Genomic DNA, 16192 nt, shown 5'->3' with positions numbered 1-16192 from the left:
GGAGCTTTGTGACTCCGCCGACGTGAATTAAAGCGAAGACCAGTACTGTGAGCCCTATTAGCGTGGGTATGTAGTAGAGAACCCTCTTAAGTATGTATTGCCAGAGCTTTATTTTAAACCACCCTCCACGGCAACGGAGAACAAAAGTGGAACCTAAAAAGCGTTAGGGTGTGAAAAATCAATAAAATATTAAGATTATTATTTGAAAATCTGTTGGCTAACCTTTAACCCACCAGAAGTACCAGCTGTCGCCGGAGCCCCCAACCATTGGGTTCTCCTCCCACGATATCATGCCCATGTAGCCGTGCATGTACGGCTTGATGACCCAGTACTCGTTGGGCTGTATTGTGTAGACGTACATGTAGAGCTCTATGGCCATGTCCTCAGCCTGCTTGTAGTAGGTGGAGGCGGCAGTCACGTTGTTGGCTAGCTCGGCGGCGTCGGCCTTAGTGATTACATTGTTCAGCTCCTGGTACTCCATGGCCTCCTGCCAGAGCCACTTGCCTATCTCAGGCTCGACGCTCGGGCTCAGCCCCGGGTAGCTTATCTTTGACTGGTTGAAGTACGCGCTGAGGTTCTCAAAGTACTGCACGGTCCACCCGTCAGGGCTTGGGTACGTTCCTCCCTGCTCGTACATGGCGTTTATGAAGTCCGAGGCCAGCGGGTAGTCAGCTATCCAGCCCAGGTAGTATAATGGCATTGGGTTCTGGCCTGGTATCTCGTCACTTATTATGGTTGAGAACGGCAAGTATATTGGCACAGCGTTTATGTTCGGGTCTATGTTGTGCAGGGCCGCTGCCCACATCTGGGCGGCGGTGTAGTCGGTGGTGTCGCCGCTTGATATCACTATCGGGAAGTAGACGCTTATGTTGTAGAACCCGCTCTCCTCCAGCAGCTGCTTAGCGTATGTGAGGTTGAAGGTCGGGCACCCGGTGAGCTCAGACGGCGGGAAGTAGTAGTTCAGGCCAGGTATGAGCACGCCGCAGTAAAGGCTGCCGAAGTTGAAGTGATACTTCACGTTGCCAACTATGTCGTCTATGTACTCGGTGTAGTTGAAGGCGTAGGCGAAGGCCTCCCTGACGAGCGGGTTGGCGAAGTACCAGCTCGGTATGTGGTAGGCCGGGTTGAGCTGGTGAAGCGCTGACTGGCTCACGTTGTTTACGAACACGAAGAAGAACTCGCTGAGCGTTGGGAACTCGTAGAGCTCTGCCTGGCCCTTGGACTCGAGGGCCTCAAGGCTAGGTATGAAGCTGCTAGGCAGTCCAGTCACTATGTCGGCCTGGCCTGAGGCGAACAGCTCGTAAGCGGTCGTCGGGTCCTTGACCCACTCTATGATCACGGTGTCGTTGGGCCTCGGGAAGTAAGTTATGTTCGTGGGCCAGTACGGGTTAGGCTTGAGAACCACGCTCTGGCCCGGCGTGTAAACGGCTATGTAGTATGGCCCGGTGAACCCAGCGCTTGGGCCCGAGGGCCACTGGACCGCCGTGTTGTAGCTCCCCTCGCTGCAGGTCTGCTCGTAGCTGTAGAAGGCCTCCGCCAGCTGGGTGAGGTTGTGGTCGTAGAGCCCCGTGAGGTTTATGCCGTCGCCGACCTCCTCAAGCCACTTGGCGTCAAGGACCCCTCCTCCAAGTGGGTCAGCTATTGCGGTGAAGAGCGCCTCAGGCGATGTCGGCTGTGCCAGGTGGAAGGTCACCGTGTCGGTGGTGTTGTCGTAGGTTATGGCGTTCACGATCTCCTCCGCGCCCTGAGTGTCGTTGGGGGAGGTCACAACGAAGGTGAACGGCGTGTAGTTGGGTATGAGGTACTGCGTGAGTATCCAGCCTGGGGTTCCCGGAGTGCCGCCGGCGCAGAGCATGTCCCTTATGACGCTGTACCACACGTCATAAGCTGTTATGGGGTCGCCGTTGGCGGCCCTGAGGCCTGGCCTCAGCTGGAAGGTGTACTCAGTGTAGTTGGAGTTAATGCCATGGCCGACGGTCGGCACGTACTCGGCAAGCATCGGTATGAACTTGGTCGTGTTAGCGCCGAAGTACTGTATAAGTGTTCCGTAGATGTTGGCTATGACCTCAAAGCCCACGCTCTCATAGTCTATGTCTGGGTCAAAGCTGAAGGGACCTCCTGGCACGTTCTCGGCAACCACAATGGTGCCTGGGTTAGGCACACTTATGAGTGGGCTGAATACAGCGAACGGCGAGCTGGTAGAGCTGACGGCTATGGTGTAGTACGTGGTATACTTGTACGTTGCCTTGGTAGTTATGTTCTCAGTGACTATCGTGAGCGACACGGCGTAGAGACCTGGGGAGCTGTAGCTTACCTTTATGTACTTCTCCTTCGGCTCCAGGTAAGTGGTGTTGCCTGACCCTGTTAGCCACACCTGCTCGGCGTAGCCCGTGCCGTTGACTGAAGGTATAGTTATCGTCGTGCCGTTGCCGAGGTTCCAGACGTACTCCTCTATGGTCATGTTGGTGCCCGAGGGCGGCTGCAGGAAGCCCGCCGAGAGGTTGACCGGCTGGCCCACGCTGACGACTGGAGTGGTGGGGCTGACGAGCGTTATCACTGGCACTGTTATGAGCTGGGCGTAGCTCTCGTTGAACTGCGGCGGGGCCACGAGGACCTCAAGCAGGTTGCCCTGGGAGCTGCCCACGAGCTGGCCGTTCTTATATATGGCGTAGTACACCAGGTAGTGGCCTGGGTAAGCGTAGTATACTGATGCGTAAGACTTGGTGGTGTTAATTACAGATCCATTGCCTGTGTAGACGAGGACGTAGCTGCCAGCTGATGGTGTAAATGTTGATATGGTTATCGATATGGGGGAGCCCGCGGTGGTTGAGTAGGAGCTGAGGGCCGCCGGCGACATGGTGTAGGTAGGTGATATAGGGGTGGTAGTAGTGGTAGTGGTGGTAGTTGTCGTGGTCGTCGGGCTGGTACTTGTAGTAGTAACAGGTGTAGTGGTAGGAGAAGTCGTAGTTACATGGTGCCTGGTAGACGTGTAGGCAAGGTAACCGCCTACGGCCACTATAACCACTATTACAATGATTATTGCCGCGAGGGCTGTGGTCGAGAGGGACCTTCTGTTATTTGAACCTATACTATGCCTGCCTTTCATAAAATCACCACTTTCCTGGCACTGGGAGACTCCTCCCAATGGGAATATTTAAGGCTTATCCTATCAGAAAGGGACCCATTAACATATATACATTTCAAAAATTTACTTTATTCTTTTAATATTACAATTTTGGTTTCTAGGGGTGGCCCTCAGGTAGGCCAAGCACCAGGAGCCTCGTGCCGTCGGCTACCCCCCACGGCATTGCGTTAGTGTTCGCATCGCCCCACGCGTTGCCCATAAAGTCTATCCCAATAAGGCCCGCGGTGCCAGGGCCGAAGGTATCCGTTATGAGCTTTATCTGGGACTCCACGGCCTGTGTAATGTCCCCTCTCTGAGCGTAGGCCAGCGACGCCCTAAGGCTGAGGCCCAGTGACATGATGTACTCCCCTATGCCCGTGGCCGCAAACGCCGAGAGCCTGTCAGCGTAAAGCCCGGCCCCAACAATGGGGGAGTCCCCGACCCTGCCGGGGAACTTCATTATCACGCCCCCGGTGCTCACCGCGGCCGCCAGCCTTCCGTCCGAGTCCACGGCAACGGCCCCCACGGTGTCGAGGCCCACCTCCTTGGCCATGGCGATCCACCTCCTCGCCAGCTCGTCGTCGCCCCCGCCGCTCTCCTTGAGCTGCCTCCACCTCTCCAGCGACCTCCTGCTGGGCCCTGGGAAGGGCTCAAGGCCAATTCTCTTAGCCAGCTCGTCAGCCCAGCTGCCCACTATCATTACGTGCGGGGTCCTCTCCATAACTGCCTTCGCCAGCCTGACTGGGTTCTTCGGATATGTCACGGCCGCCACAGCGCCAGCCCTCAGGTCGTGGCCCCTCATGACGGCAGCATCCATAGTTACGTGGCCCCTCAGGTCTAGCACCGAGCCCACGCCAGCGTCAAAGACGCCGGAGTCCTCCATGGACGCCACAGCCTCAACGACCATCTCAACGCTGCCCCCGTTCCTTGAGGCCCTCATGCCGTTTTCCAGGGCCTCCCTTATTGCTCTGCTCACGGCCTCCTTGTCGGCGTTTTTCCACGCGCCGGCTCCGCCGTGAACTACCACGGCGGGCCTCGAGAGCCTGATGGGCCTCTCGGCTATGTTCATAGTCGGCCTCCTCGCAGGCCTGCGATCTCTAGGACTTTAAGGTTTAGGACTTTGAACGTAACTGGGGGTCTTCGCACAGGGCTCTTAAGGGGCGGGAAACTAATACCTGGGTCGGGGTTACACATATTTCTTTCCTACCAGAAAACCCTACACAAGGCGCGGGGAAGAAGGGTTGCTAGAGGCGGAGTCGCTGGTCAAGAGCTTCGGCAAGCTGATCGCGGTTGACCACTTCAGCATGAACATAGAGAGGGGCGAGGTAAAGGCCCTCATAGGCCCTAACGGCGCAGGCAAGACTACGTTTGTCAACCTTGTGACGGGGGCCCTGACCCCAGACGAGGGAAGGATAAGGCTTGACAGCAGGTGCATAGTCAGGTTACCATCGTACAAGAGGGCCAGGCTTGGCATAGCTAGGACCTATCAGATACCCAAGCCATACCCGAACCTCACGGTGCTGGAGAACGTCATGGTGTCGTCCATCTACGCCGCGGGCCTTGAGGGGGAGGATGCGATGAGCGCCGCCGTGGAGGCGCTTAAGTACGTGGGCATTTATAACATGGCAGACAAGCTGGCCTCGGAGCTCAACGCAGAGCAGCAGAAGCTCCTCGACTTTGCCAGGGCCTTAGCCGCCAGGCCCAAGTACCTTCTTATTGATGAGATAGGGGCTGGCCTGAGCGTTGACGAGCTTGAGGGCCTGGCCTCAAAGATAAGGGCCGTGGCCAAGCAGGGGGTTGGAGTGCTCTACATAGGGCACATAATGAAGATGGTGAAGTCCGTGGCCGACTGGGTTATAGTAATGAACGAGGGCAGGAAGGTCACCGAGGGGACCTACGACGACATAGCCAATAACGAGGAGGTCATAAAGATTTACCTGGGTGAGAAGGGTGCAGTCGAATAACCCCATACTTGAGGTCAAGGGCCTCTGGGCAGGCTACGGAAAGCTCGTGGTCGTCAGGGACCTGAGCCTCTCGCTGGAGAGGGGGACCACCACGCTGATACTTGGACTTAACGGGGCTGGAAAGACTACAACCCTTAAGACTATAGCGGGCATACTGCCTGCCATTAAGGGCAGCGTAACATTTGAGGGAAAGGACGTAACTCACACGCCGTCCTTCCAGAGGGCCAGGATGGGGCTGGTCATGATAACTGATAACCCTGTCTTCCCTGACATGACCGTGTCCGATAACATAAAGCTTGCCGCGAGGACAGGGGACAGCAGAGTTGTCCAGGAGGCAGTTAAGTACTTCCCTGAGCTCTCGAAGTTCCTCTCCTTCAGGGCCGCCTCTCTCTCGGGTGGCCAGAGGAAGATGCTGGCCATGGCTATGGCCATGGTCTCTAAGCCGAAGGTCCTGCTCCTCGACGAGCCTTCAACGGGCCTCTCCCCGCTGATGGTGTCCAAGGTGGTGGGCTACGTGAAGTTGCTCAAGTCACTGGGGATAACTATACTTCTAGCCGAGCAGAACCCATCATTTATATCAGTGGCCGACTACGTGATGGTTATGGAGATGGGCAGGGCCAAGATCTTTGGGAGGGCCGAGGAGGTCGGCAAGCTGGAGGACGTCAGGAAGACTTTCTTCCAGGTGACCTAAGGCTACGGCAGCCTCAGGTGCGCCTTCCTGTTGAGCAGGTCCACCAGGCCCCTTGGCATAAAGAGTATCAGCAGCACCAGAAGTATGCCAAATACTATGTTAAGGTACTCCGTGTAGTAGATGCCTATGAACTGGTAGACGCTGCTCAGTATTATAGAGCCCAGTATGGGACCTGTAAGGGTCCCAGCGCCGCCGAATATCGCGTAGGTTATCACGTAGACGTCGGTGGCAACGCTGAATATATCAGGGTAGAAGAACGAGACGTACCAGCCATACATGGCCCCGGCGACAGCTGCCATGAGGGCGCTGATGAGCCACGCCAGGCCCCTTATTAGGGGGACGTTGACGCCGTCCATCGACGCTGTGAGCGCGCTACCCCTTATGGCCCTGAGGGCCAGCCCATAGCGGCTGTACTTAACCAGCGACGTCACGGCCAGGAATACCAGGAGGAGCACAAAGGTCACGTAGTACGTCAGGTTGGGGTCATAAATGGTCACCAGCGACGCGCCCTTGCCGCCGCCGGTCCACCTTGCCAGCTCCGAGGACGCCACGAGGTAATTTACTGCCAGCAGGGCGGCCAAGGTGGCTATTGCGAAGTAGTGGGACCTGAGCCTGAAGAGGGGCAGCAGGACTGCGGCGACGGCCATTGATATTGCTATGCTGAAGATGAACGCCAGGGCGGGGTGAAGGCCGAGGACCAGGCCTATGTAAACGCCGTAGGCTCCAAGGCCGTAGAACACCGTGTAGCCGAAGGGAAGGTAGCCCGTGAAGCCATATATCATATTTATTCCGAAGGCCAGCATCATGTAGATCATCATGCTGAGGAAGAAGAACTGGTTCCTGTAGGCCAGCGGGCCGGCCAGGAATATGACGGCCAGGACAGCTGCTAGTATGGCCAGCTCCTTGGCCTCCCTCTTGCCGAAGCCCACGGGGCTCCTCAGCTCAGACCTCACGCTGCTCACCTCCCAGCAGGCCTCCCGGCTTTGCCACGATTATCGCTAGCAGCGCGATGAACACTATGGCGTATGCGAGCGACGGCACGAAGACCTCAAGCACCTGGTAGAAGACGCCGAATATGAGCCCCCCTATGACGGTGCTCAGCGGGTTTCCCAGGGCCCCTATGATGACTATCGTGAAGGCTATCGCAGTTATCTGCGTCCCCGCCGCGGCGTAGATGTTGCCAAAGACGTACGGGGTGAAGGCGCCGGCCGCGCCGGCCAGGGCTATGCCGTAGGAAAAGGCGAAGAGGGCCACCAGCTTGGAGTTCACGCCGAGGGCTGCCGACTGTTCGGGGTTCTGCATCATAGCCCTGGTGGCCCTGCCGAGGCCCGTCATCTCGAGGTAGTAGTAGGTCAATACGAGCACTGCCGCTGAGACGCCGGCCATTACTATGAAGGCCTTGGGTATGCCGTGGCCCATGAACTCAACGGAGCCCCCTAACAGCGCCGAGAAGGGGAGGCTGAGCGGGTACTCGCCGAATATAAGAGTCGCTATAGCTTCTATGAACATGGAGATGCCGAAGAAGGCTATGAACGAGAACATCTCAGGGTCTGAGCTGCCCTGAAGCCTCGGCACTAGGACGTAATAGAGGGCTATGCCAACAACGAAGAACAGCAGGAACGCGGCCACCATGGAGCCGAGGCTGTTAAGCTTAAACGCTGAGAAGAGCACGAAGGCCAGGTAGCCGCCCATAACTATTAGGTCGCCGTGGGCTATGTTGACCATTCTGACCACGCCGAAAACCAGGTTCAGGCCCAGCGCCATAAACGCGAAGTAAAGGCCTTCAAGGAGGCCGACGACCAGGGCATATCCTACCAGTGGGCCAGCGTTCAACCTGTTGCAGCCTCTGGTCAACGTGGTATACACGCCTGGACTTAAAAGTTGATTTCTAGGCCGTCATGATGGGGGCTTGCACCCTTTTGTAAAGCAAGGCGCGGGCCCTTTCATTGGTGGGCCTCGGGAGCGCCTGTAATGCTATTTACGTAACTGCTAGTTACTTTAGGCTACTGAAGGTGCCACTGTGAAGCCCGGCGACAGTTGCAAGGCAGAGGGAGGGCGCCCAACGAGGTCTCATGGTCCCTGAGGCTAGGTAGCTCGTAGGCGGCGCCTGTCGAGGAGCCTGTTGAGGGAAAGGATTATAAGGCCAGCTATTAGCAGCGGCTTTTCGTGACTGTTGATCAGGACGAGGGCCAAACCATGGCCATTCTCTCGGTTGCTTTGCTAAGGGCGCCCCGGAAAACTTTGGGAATAATGATTAGCGACCATGATATAAATTAATACCCTGGCAGCCCAACTGTAGTCACACGATATAATAGGTGAACTTTGAGCGAGGTGACGGGTGTTTTGAGTAGGGTCCGCAGAAGTATATCAACAACCGCCCTGGCGGTCATTATCGTGGTAGTAGTCGTAGTAGCTGTTATAGGAGGATACTATGCATATATATCAACTAAGAAGCCCTCCGTCAAGTACATAACCATTGGCGTGGTCTACGACTCGAGCGGCGAGTTCGCGTCGTCGTCAATGCCAGAGTACGAGGGCCTTGAGCTCTGGGCGAGCTGGGTCAACAGCCACGGCGGCATATACGTCAAGCAGTACGGCAGGAACCTCACGGTTAAGGTAATAGCCCTCAACGCGGCCAGCAACCCGTCCACTGCCGAGAGCGACTACGAGACGCTAGTCAACACTTACCACGTGGACGTGCTTGTGGCTGACTTCGGCTCAGTGATGACAGCGCCCGCGGTGAGCTTCACTAACGCCAGCCACGTGCTGCTGTGGGACGTGACGGGCAGCTCGTTCAAGTTCTTCACTAACAACAACTACATAATATTGACCAGCCTGCCTGTCTCGCCGTACTTCGTCCTCTACGTCCCAGGGTTCCTGCACATGCTAGGAATTCATAATGTTGCAGTGGTCTATGATGATAACGACTTCAACGCCTACCAGGCGTACTTCCTGGCCCCAGGCCTGAGCAGCTACGGAATTAAGGTGGTCTACAACACGAGCGTGGCGACGTCAACGTCGCAGTACACCAGCCTAGTGGCAGCGATTGAGAGCCTACACCCGCAGGCGGTGCTTGAGCTTGGCTATCCGACTAACGATGAAGCCTTCCTCTCGCAGGTGGAGGCCTCGCACGCCTGCTTCCCGCTCGTGTTAACCAACTTCCCAGGCCAGCTGCTCCCAATATTTGTGAGCAGCGAGCCAACAGCGGTCAACGGCACCTTCACCCTGGCCTACCCGCCCATAGTGGAGTACACGCCGCAGGTGGCCTCAAAGCTGGGCCTTCAGTGGTTTGGGCCCACGCTGCCCCAGTTCGAGAGCATGTGGGTGAACTTCACCCACACGTCGCCTAACTTCCTGGCAATAGCCGGCTTCAACGCTGGACTCATAATCCAGCTTGCCATACAGGACGCGGGCACGCTGAACCAGGCCGCGCTCAAGCAGGCCGTGCTCAGCGACGTAAGCGGCAAGGTGATGACGATAGACGGCATATTCAACGTGACCTCAAACGGGATGCAGGTTGGTGAGAACCCAATACCTGCCCAGGTCTTCGTCTGGCCCAACGGCACAACTACGGTCAACCTGCTCTACCCGTCCGAGTACGCCAACGCCACGGCGATCTACCCAGAGCCCTGTCCATGAACTGGTCACCGGTCATTAACTCCTTTTAGCCAAGGCATGCCCTCATAATCCTTCCCTTTTCTTTTTTATAATCTTATAGGCTCAGTATGCGCTCAGCCAGCTCTAGGAGCTCCAGGTCCTCCCCAGGCCTCCCTATAAGTTGAAGGCCCACCGGCAGCCCATTGACCTTAAACATGGGCACTGAGATGGCAGGCGCCCCAACTAAGGGGGCAAGCCACGAGTTGCCCGTCAGCAGGTCCCTCACTGGTCCATCCTCCTTGCCCAGCACCTCATCTATCCTCGGCGCCGGTATTGCCGTTGATGGCAGTATCATTGCATCGAATTTCCTCATGACAGACGTGAACTCGTCCTTGACCCTCCTCATAACCTCCAGCGCGGTGGCGTAGTCGGTTGCCTTGAACTCCAGCCCCCTCTCAAGGAGCCTCCTGACGTCCGGGAAGTACTCCTGCCACCTGTCCCTGAAGGGCAGGTGCACGCTGGAGGCCTCGGAGAGCCTTATCACTGTGAACGACTCCCTGCCCCTGGCCCTGGCTATGGGGAGGTCAACCTCAGCGGCGTTCAGCCTCGCCGCCAGGTCCCAGAAGGCCCTGGAGACGTCCCTGTCGGCTACCAGGAGCCCCCTTGGCACCGCAAGCCTTGGCTGTCCACGGATCGGCCTGGCCTTCCTCCTTCTGACCATTATGGCCTGAAGGGCCCTCCTCAGAACGTCAAGGTTTGACGCTATGACTCCGACCTCGTCAAAGGTGGGGGCAAGCGGGAAGACCCCGGCCTTGGGAGTTGAGCCCGAGGTGGGCCTGAAGCCGAAGACGCCGCAGAGGGAGGCCGGGATCCTCACTGAGCCTGCAGTGTCAGTGCCTATGGCCACCTCAACTATGCCGGCCGCCACGGCAGCGGCGCTGCCCCCGCTGCTCCCGCCGGCTATCCTGTCCTTGTCAAGGGGGTTCCTGGTGGGCCCGAAGACGGACGACGTCGTGGTCGCCCCTGAGGCGAACTCATGGGCGTTGCTTTTGCCTATAATTACAAAGCCCGCCCTGCGCAGCCTGGCAACTACAGCCGCGTCCTCCCTGGGCACGTAGTCCCTGAATACCCTTGAGCCCATGGTGGTCCTGAGGCCCTTGGTGTATATTATGTCCTTGATAACTATTGGGATGGGCGTCAGGCCCCTCCTGGCCACCGCGTTGGCCTCTGCCTCGGCCCTCTCGTTAACCGTGACAACCGCGTTTATGTCGGTAAGCTTTGCGGCCTTCTCAAGGGACTCGTCGATCTCCAAACTTTGCACCTGTATACCTACGCCTGCTTGAAAATATATGCCTCTTAGCCTCCTTGAGAGCCAAGGAGGGTCAAGGTGTCAAGCAACATATCTTACCTGCTGGGCACGTCAAGGCTGCTGTTGGTGTCCAACAGGCTCCCGTTCACGGTCAAGGTGGACCAGAAGGGCCAGGTAAGCCTAGCGCCGAGCACGGGGGGCCTGGCCACAGGCATGAGGCCGCTCCTGGAGAGCGGCCTAGCCACATGGGTGGGCTGGCCGGGCATCAGCGAGGAGGCCGCGGGCAACCTCAGGGACTCAATAAGCAAGACCCTCAGGCTCAGGGGCGTAGTCCCGGTCTGGCTTAACTCAAGGGAGATAGAGGGGTACTACGAGGGGTTCTGCAACAGCACCATATGGCCTCTCTTCCACTACTTCGTTGAGAGGGCAGCCTACGATGAGGACTACTGGAGGTGGTACGTGGAGGTCAACAGGAAGTTCGCCGATGTGGTGCTCCAGGCGTACAGGAGGGGCGACGTCATATGGGTTCACGACTACCACCTGATGCTGCTCCCCTCGCTGCTGAGGGAGAGGCTGGGGGATGACGTCCCCATAGGGTTCTTCCTTCACATTCCGTTCCCCTCATTTGAGGTCTTCAGGCAGCTGCCCTGGAGGGAGGACATAATAAGGGGGCTCCTCGGGGCTGACCTCATAGGCTTTCACACCTACGATTACATGAACTACTTCCTTGAGAGCGTCAGGAGGCTCCTCGGCATAGAGCACTACCTTGGCGAGCTAAAGTACGGCGAGAGGAGCGTTAAGGTCGACGTCTTCCCGATGGGGATAGACTTCGGGGGCATCAGGGCGGCGGCCATGGGCGAGGCCGTGGCGGCCAAGTACAACGAGTTGAGGAAGAAGCTGGGCGACGTCAAGGTAATATTCTCAATAGATAGGCTTGACTACACGAAGGGCCTGCCCGAGAGGCTCAGGGCCTTCAAGAGGCTCCTTGAGAAGTACCCCGAGTACCGCGGCAAGGTGTCCTACATCTTCGTGGTCTCCCCCTCAAGGGAGAGGGTTGAGGAGTACGCCAGGCTGAAGAGGGAGATAAACGAGCTTGTGAGCGAGATAAACGGCCAGTTCTCAACGCTGGAGTGGACCCCAGTCATTTACATAAGGAGGTTCATACCCGAGGAAGAGCTGTTGGCTTTGTACAGGCTTGCCAACGTGGCCCTCATAACGCCCCTCAGGGACGGCATGAACTTGGTGGCGAAGGAGTACATAGCTGCCAACGTCGGCCACAACGGCGTCCTTATAATCAGCGAGGGGGCAGGCGCGTCGAGTGACCTGGTGGAGGCCATAGTGGTGAACCCCAACGATTACGATGGCGTTGCAGACGCGCTGAAGAGGGCCCTTGACATGAGCGACTATGAGCGCGAGAACAGGATGGCCTCCCTCGAGAGCAGGGTCTCAAGCTATGACGTTAACGCCTGGTCATATGACTTTGTATCAACGCTTCTGTCCTTCAAGAAGACCCAGGCAGCGGAAATAGAGGAGGCCAGGACCAGGAGGCTTTCAGGCGTGCAGCTCACTATGGTTGTGAGCTCCTTCATAGCGTCAAGGAGCAGGATACTCTTCCTTGACTATGACGGGACGCTAGTGCCACTCACGCAGTTCTCGTGGATGGCTAGGCCTGACGAGGAGCTCAAGGGGCTGCTCTCCAGGATAGCGTCAAAGCCGAACACTAAGGTGGTTATAGTGACCACCAGGTCAAGGGCCTCGATAGAGTCCATGCTGGGCGACGTCAAGGGCATTGAGATAGCTGCAGAGAATGGCGGCTGGCTGTACATCGACGGAAAGTGGTCCCAGGGGGTGGCAGCGAGCGACCTGAGCTGGAAGCAGGAGGTGATGAAGATATTCACGTCGTTCACCAAGAGGACCCCCGGCTCCTACGTCGAGGAGAAGGACTTCTCAATAGTTTGGCACTACCGTAACGTGCCCAGCGAGCTCGGCGAGGCCAGGTCGAACGAGCTGATGGACCTGCTCTCGAGGTTCATAGCCGTTCACCCTAACCTGGCGGTGGTCAGGGGGCCCATGAGCATAGAGGTCAGGCTGGCGGAGCTCACCAAGGCGAGGGCGGCGCTGAACTGGCTCTCCAGGGGAAGCTACGACTTCATATTTGCGGCCGGGGACTCGGGCGACGATGAGGACCTGTTCGCGTCGCTTCCCCAGGGAGCCATAACTGTCAAGGTGGGCTATGGCCCCAGCAAGGCGAGGTACTACGTGGCAAGCCCCCAGGAGCTGAGGGAAGTGCTCCTAAGGCTGGCTGAGTCGTGATGGCCCCGCTAAAGTACCTCCTCTACTTCTTGGCCTGGCTGCTCTCAGCGGTGACCACAGGGATCTACGTCTACGGCATAATCAAGTTCAGGGGGAGCTACTCCCTCCTAAGGAAGCTCGAGGACGGCGAAGTGAGGAGGCCGGTGGAAGTGGTAGTCGCTGCCAGGAACGAGGAGCGCAGGATAGGGGGACTCATGAGGTCCCTCTCGTGGCAGCCGCTCAGGGAAGTGGTCCTAGTTGATGACAGCAGCTCTGACGGCACCGTCAGGAAGGCTGAGGAGGAGCTCAAAGGGGTGAGCCTTAAGGTTATCAGGGCGGACGGCCCTCCGCCGGGCTGGCTCCCCAAGCCCCACGCGCTGGAGCTGGGCGCCAGCAGGGTCAGCCTAAGCTCCTCAATGCTCTTCCTTGACGCCGACGTAAGGGGTGACCTTCATGACGTGATAGTGACGGCCTCCACAGTGAGGCCTGGGGAGCTGGTGGCCTTTGAGCCGAGGTTCGTCTGCAGGACGTCGCTGTGCAGGCTCACCCAGCCGCTCCTCACGTCAATAGTTCACGGCTTCTTCGGGTTTGACAGGGCCCTCAACCCGAGCGACAGGCACTCGATGATGTTCGGCTGCTGCTGGTCTATAGATCCATACTCCTTCTGGGAGTCCGGGGGCATGGCCCAGGTGCGGGACTCCATAGTTGAGGACAGGACTTTGGCCGTGAAGCTCAAGGAGAGGGGCTTCAGGCTGAGGCCTTACGACGCCAGGGGGAGCCTGCTGGTCGAGTCGTGGGGCACGGCGAGGGACTTCGTTAACCTCATAAGGAGGGTCTCCTACGCGGTGGCCAACGTCATGAGCCTGCCGTCCTACTTGGCCTTCTCGGTGGGCGTTACGATCTTAATGGTCTGGCCCCTTGTGATGATCCCGCTGGCGGCGCTGGGCCACCCCCTGCTGGCCCTCGGGCCCGCCATCACCTACGCAGCGCAGGCGGCGTTCACTGCCATGGGCCAGAGGCTGGAGGGCATAAGGGGCCCCTGGTTCCTCGCGTCGCCGCTTGCCGGGGCCCTGGTTGCCTATGGGTTTGTCAGCGCGAGGTTCAGGCCCATCTCATGGAAGGGCAGGAGCCTCAGGCCGAGCGTCACAGGCACTTAAGTATGAGGCCGTCACTGTCAACTATAAGGGCCCCGGCCCTCCCCCCGTGGTACCTGCTTGAGAACACCGTTATCACCCCGCCGCTGACCTCGCGCCTCGAGCGCCACTCGTTGCACTTGAGCGTCCCCACGGGCCTGCCGTCGTGCCTTATCGCGAAGGCCCCGTCGACGACCTCATGCCCTCTGATTATTAGGTCCAGGCCGTTCTCCCTGAGGAACGAGGACCACGCCAGCCTTCCGTAGTAGTAAATTCCGGGACCCCTAGGGTTGGGCTCAAAGTACTCCGCGTCGCCGTTTGGGTCGTTCCACAGCATTTGGAAGAGCACGTCGTCAGCCAGCTCAAGGTAGCGTCTGGTGCCCTTGACGCCCGAGTACTGCAGCTCAACGTTGCTAAGCGATATCGGCACGTCAGGCCTCGCGCAGTCAGCGCACGGTACGCCGCCGTGGACTAGGAAGGCCCCAAGGCCCACCGCGGCAACAGGCAAATGCTGGTATGCCTCTACCACGTGCGAGAAGAGGTCGGTGGCCTGCATGTATAGCACCTCCTCGTAGAACCCGTAGCCCTCGTTCATCCTGGGGTCCTCGTGGTCGCCCCTCAGCGGTACGAACCTGTTGGGCTCGGAGCTCGCGAGGCTGAGGACCTTAACTATGGTCTGGGAGCTGTTCGGCCCTCTGTCAACGTAGTCCCCTAACATTACGGCTTTGTCTATCGAGAACTCGTCCACCAGCTGCTCAAACCTGTCGACAACTTCATCATATCCATGTACGTCGCCGAGTATTGCTATGCTTTTGGCACCGTCGAGGTGGACTATCAGGGGGAGCCTCCTGAGGGCTTCAACCGCGTCATCGACTACCTTGATGGCCTCCTCCCACAACTCCTTAGTCCCCCAGCCTTGAGAGGTAGCGATCTAAGTACTTAATGCCGTGGTCAGGAACCACTACTACGTAGTCCCCCTCCTCCAGCTTGCCCTTCTTGAGCAGGGCCGCCACGGCCGCGCCCCCGCTCATCCCAAACAGGAGGCCGTTGGTCCTGGCAACAGCTATCGCGGAGTCCATGGCCTCGGAGTCCGTGACGTCGATGATTTCATCGGGCCTCTCAGCCATGGGCCACCACTTTGAGGGGTCCTGCCTCCTGATGCCGGGTATTATGCTTCCCTCGGCCGGCTGCACGCCGAAGACCTTGACGTCAGGCCTCCTGTTCTTGAAGTAAAACGCTATGCCAGCGGAGTGGCCGCGGGTGCCAAGCGTCACGAATATGCCCCTGAGCTTGAGGCCCAGGAAGTTCGCCTGGAGGTCTATCTCCTTGGCCGTCGTCCCCACGTGCGTGAGCGGGTTGGCAATGTTTTCAAACTGGTTGGGCATTATGGCGCCCTCGGCCTTGGCCTCCGCAATGGCTGACGGAAGGGCCTCGACTGTCGATGAGCCCCTCACCACGACCTCGGCCCCGAGGATCCTAAGCATGGAGGGGCCGAAGCCCTCAGCAGTGGTCGGCACGTATATCCTGGCCCTCAGGCCCAGGGCGGCTGAGAGGGCGGCGAGTGCTATGCCGGTGTTAGAGGAGGACACCTCAAAGATTTTCCTGGCGTCGGGATTCCTTGATAGGGCCTCCATCAGCACCCCGAGGGCCGTCCTGTCCTTTATGCTCAGGCTGAGAGGGTTGTACCACTCAAGCTTGGCCCACACCCTCACGCCTGGCCCCCAGTCCCCCCTCAGCATAACCATGGGAGTTGGACGGTCGTTGCTGAGGAGCTCCATGACGTCCCTGTAGGCCCTGTACTCATTGGACATGGCGTTGTCATAGAATCCCAGCGCCTCAAGCGGTATGGGCCCGCCCTCCCTTAGGCCCTCGCTGACGGGGGCCAGCCTGCACCTGAGCCACCTCAGGGCCCAGTAGTCGACGGCGCCGTCAATTACCCTGTCTCCCTCCACCGCGAGCGAGGAGGCCACCGAGTTGGACCTCAGCATGGACCTCATGGAGTTCAGCAGCTCCTCCAAGCTTACCTCTTCTGCCTTCAGCTCCTCAAGGGGCCTCAGCCTCAAGCTTACACCAGCCTAGCCG

Annotated in this window: 12 protein-coding genes; 5 read left to right on the top strand and 7 right to left on the bottom strand. The window is 58.4% G+C overall.

Annotation, left to right across the window (positions count from 1 at the left end; translation table 11 throughout):
* Positions 1-217: 217 nt before the first annotated feature.
* Both ASAC_RS04030 and ASAC_RS04025 read right to left on the bottom strand, forming a co-directional pair.
* On the bottom strand, positions 218-3106 hold the full coding sequence (locus ASAC_RS04030; RefSeq protein ID WP_013266722.1) for an ABC transporter substrate-binding protein: 2889 nt from the start codon (positions 3104-3106) through the stop codon (positions 218-220).
* A 136-nt stretch (positions 3107-3242) separates the two neighbouring features.
* Positions 3243-4193: an isoaspartyl peptidase/L-asparaginase gene (locus tag ASAC_RS04025; RefSeq protein ID WP_013266721.1), complete on the bottom strand. Its 951-nt coding sequence runs from the start codon at positions 4191-4193 to the stop codon at positions 3243-3245.
* Positions 4194-4365: 172 nt separating this feature from the next.
* On the opposite strand from ASAC_RS04025, the gene ASAC_RS04020 reads away from it, so the two are divergent.
* Entirely contained in the window at positions 4366-5088 is a 723-nt protein-coding gene (locus tag ASAC_RS04020; protein ID WP_013266720.1) for an ABC transporter ATP-binding protein, read from the top strand.
* Entirely contained in the window at positions 5075-5779 is a 705-nt protein-coding gene (locus ASAC_RS04015; protein WP_238523585.1) for an ABC transporter ATP-binding protein, read from the top strand. The genes ASAC_RS04020 and ASAC_RS04015 overlap by 14 nt, the downstream gene beginning before the upstream one ends.
* Positions 5780-5781: 2 nt before the next feature.
* Here the strand turns inward: ASAC_RS04015 and ASAC_RS04010 are convergent, their stop codons facing one another.
* Together ASAC_RS04010 and ASAC_RS04005 are read right to left on the bottom strand one after the other, a co-directional pair.
* Complete coding sequence (locus ASAC_RS04010) at positions 5782-6732, bottom strand: branched-chain amino acid ABC transporter permease (protein WP_013266718.1); 951 nt, start codon at positions 6730-6732, stop codon at positions 5782-5784.
* Positions 6722-7612 (bottom strand): branched-chain amino acid ABC transporter permease, encoded by an 891-nt coding sequence (locus ASAC_RS04005; RefSeq protein WP_013266717.1) that lies wholly within the window; start codon positions 7610-7612, stop codon positions 6722-6724. The genes ASAC_RS04010 and ASAC_RS04005 overlap by 11 nt, the downstream gene beginning before the upstream one ends.
* Before the next feature lie 498 nt (positions 7613-8110).
* Here ASAC_RS04005 and ASAC_RS04000 point away from each other — a divergent pair, with 498 nt between their 5' ends.
* The gene (locus tag ASAC_RS04000) at positions 8111-9418 is read left to right on the top strand and encodes an ABC transporter substrate-binding protein (protein WP_238523644.1); all 1308 of its coding nucleotides are present in this window, start codon (positions 8111-8113) and stop codon (positions 9416-9418) included.
* Positions 9419-9491: 73 nt separating this feature from the next.
* Here ASAC_RS04000 and ASAC_RS03995 read toward each other — a convergent pair whose 3' ends face one another.
* Complete coding sequence (locus tag ASAC_RS03995) at positions 9492-10697, bottom strand: amidase (RefSeq protein ID WP_148217135.1); 1206 nt, start codon at positions 10695-10697, stop codon at positions 9492-9494.
* A gap of 66 nt (positions 10698-10763) precedes the next feature.
* Here ASAC_RS03995 and ASAC_RS03990 point away from each other — a divergent pair, with 66 nt between their 5' ends.
* Together ASAC_RS03990 and ASAC_RS03985 are read left to right on the top strand one after the other, a co-directional pair.
* Positions 10764-12998: a bifunctional alpha,alpha-trehalose-phosphate synthase (UDP-forming)/trehalose-phosphatase gene (locus ASAC_RS03990; protein WP_013266714.1), complete on the top strand. Its 2235-nt coding sequence runs from the start codon at positions 10764-10766 to the stop codon at positions 12996-12998.
* Positions 12998-14134: a glycosyltransferase family 2 protein gene (locus ASAC_RS03985; protein ID WP_013266713.1), complete on the top strand. Its 1137-nt coding sequence runs from the start codon at positions 12998-13000 to the stop codon at positions 14132-14134. Before ASAC_RS03990 ends, ASAC_RS03985 begins: the two co-directional genes overlap by 1 nt.
* Here ASAC_RS03985 and ASAC_RS03980 read toward each other — a convergent pair.
* Both ASAC_RS03980 and ASAC_RS03975 read right to left on the bottom strand, forming a co-directional pair.
* Positions 14121-15008, bottom strand: a complete 888-nt coding sequence (locus ASAC_RS03980; RefSeq protein WP_013266712.1) for a metallophosphoesterase — start codon at positions 15006-15008, stop codon at positions 14121-14123. The two genes, ASAC_RS03985 and ASAC_RS03980, sit on opposite strands and share 14 nt — an antisense overlap.
* A gap of 4 nt (positions 15009-15012) precedes the next feature.
* Entirely contained in the window at positions 15013-16173 is a 1161-nt protein-coding gene (locus ASAC_RS03975) for a pyridoxal-phosphate dependent enzyme (protein ID WP_013266711.1), read from the bottom strand.
* Between the last annotated feature and the right edge of the window lie 19 nt (positions 16174-16192).

The organism is Acidilobus saccharovorans 345-15, assembly GCF_000144915.1.
Lineage (GTDB): Archaea > Thermoproteota > Thermoprotei_A > Sulfolobales > Acidilobaceae > Acidilobus > Acidilobus saccharovorans.
The sequence above is the reverse complement of the archived record's forward strand: the minus strand, read 5'-3'. Positions and strand labels throughout refer to the sequence as shown.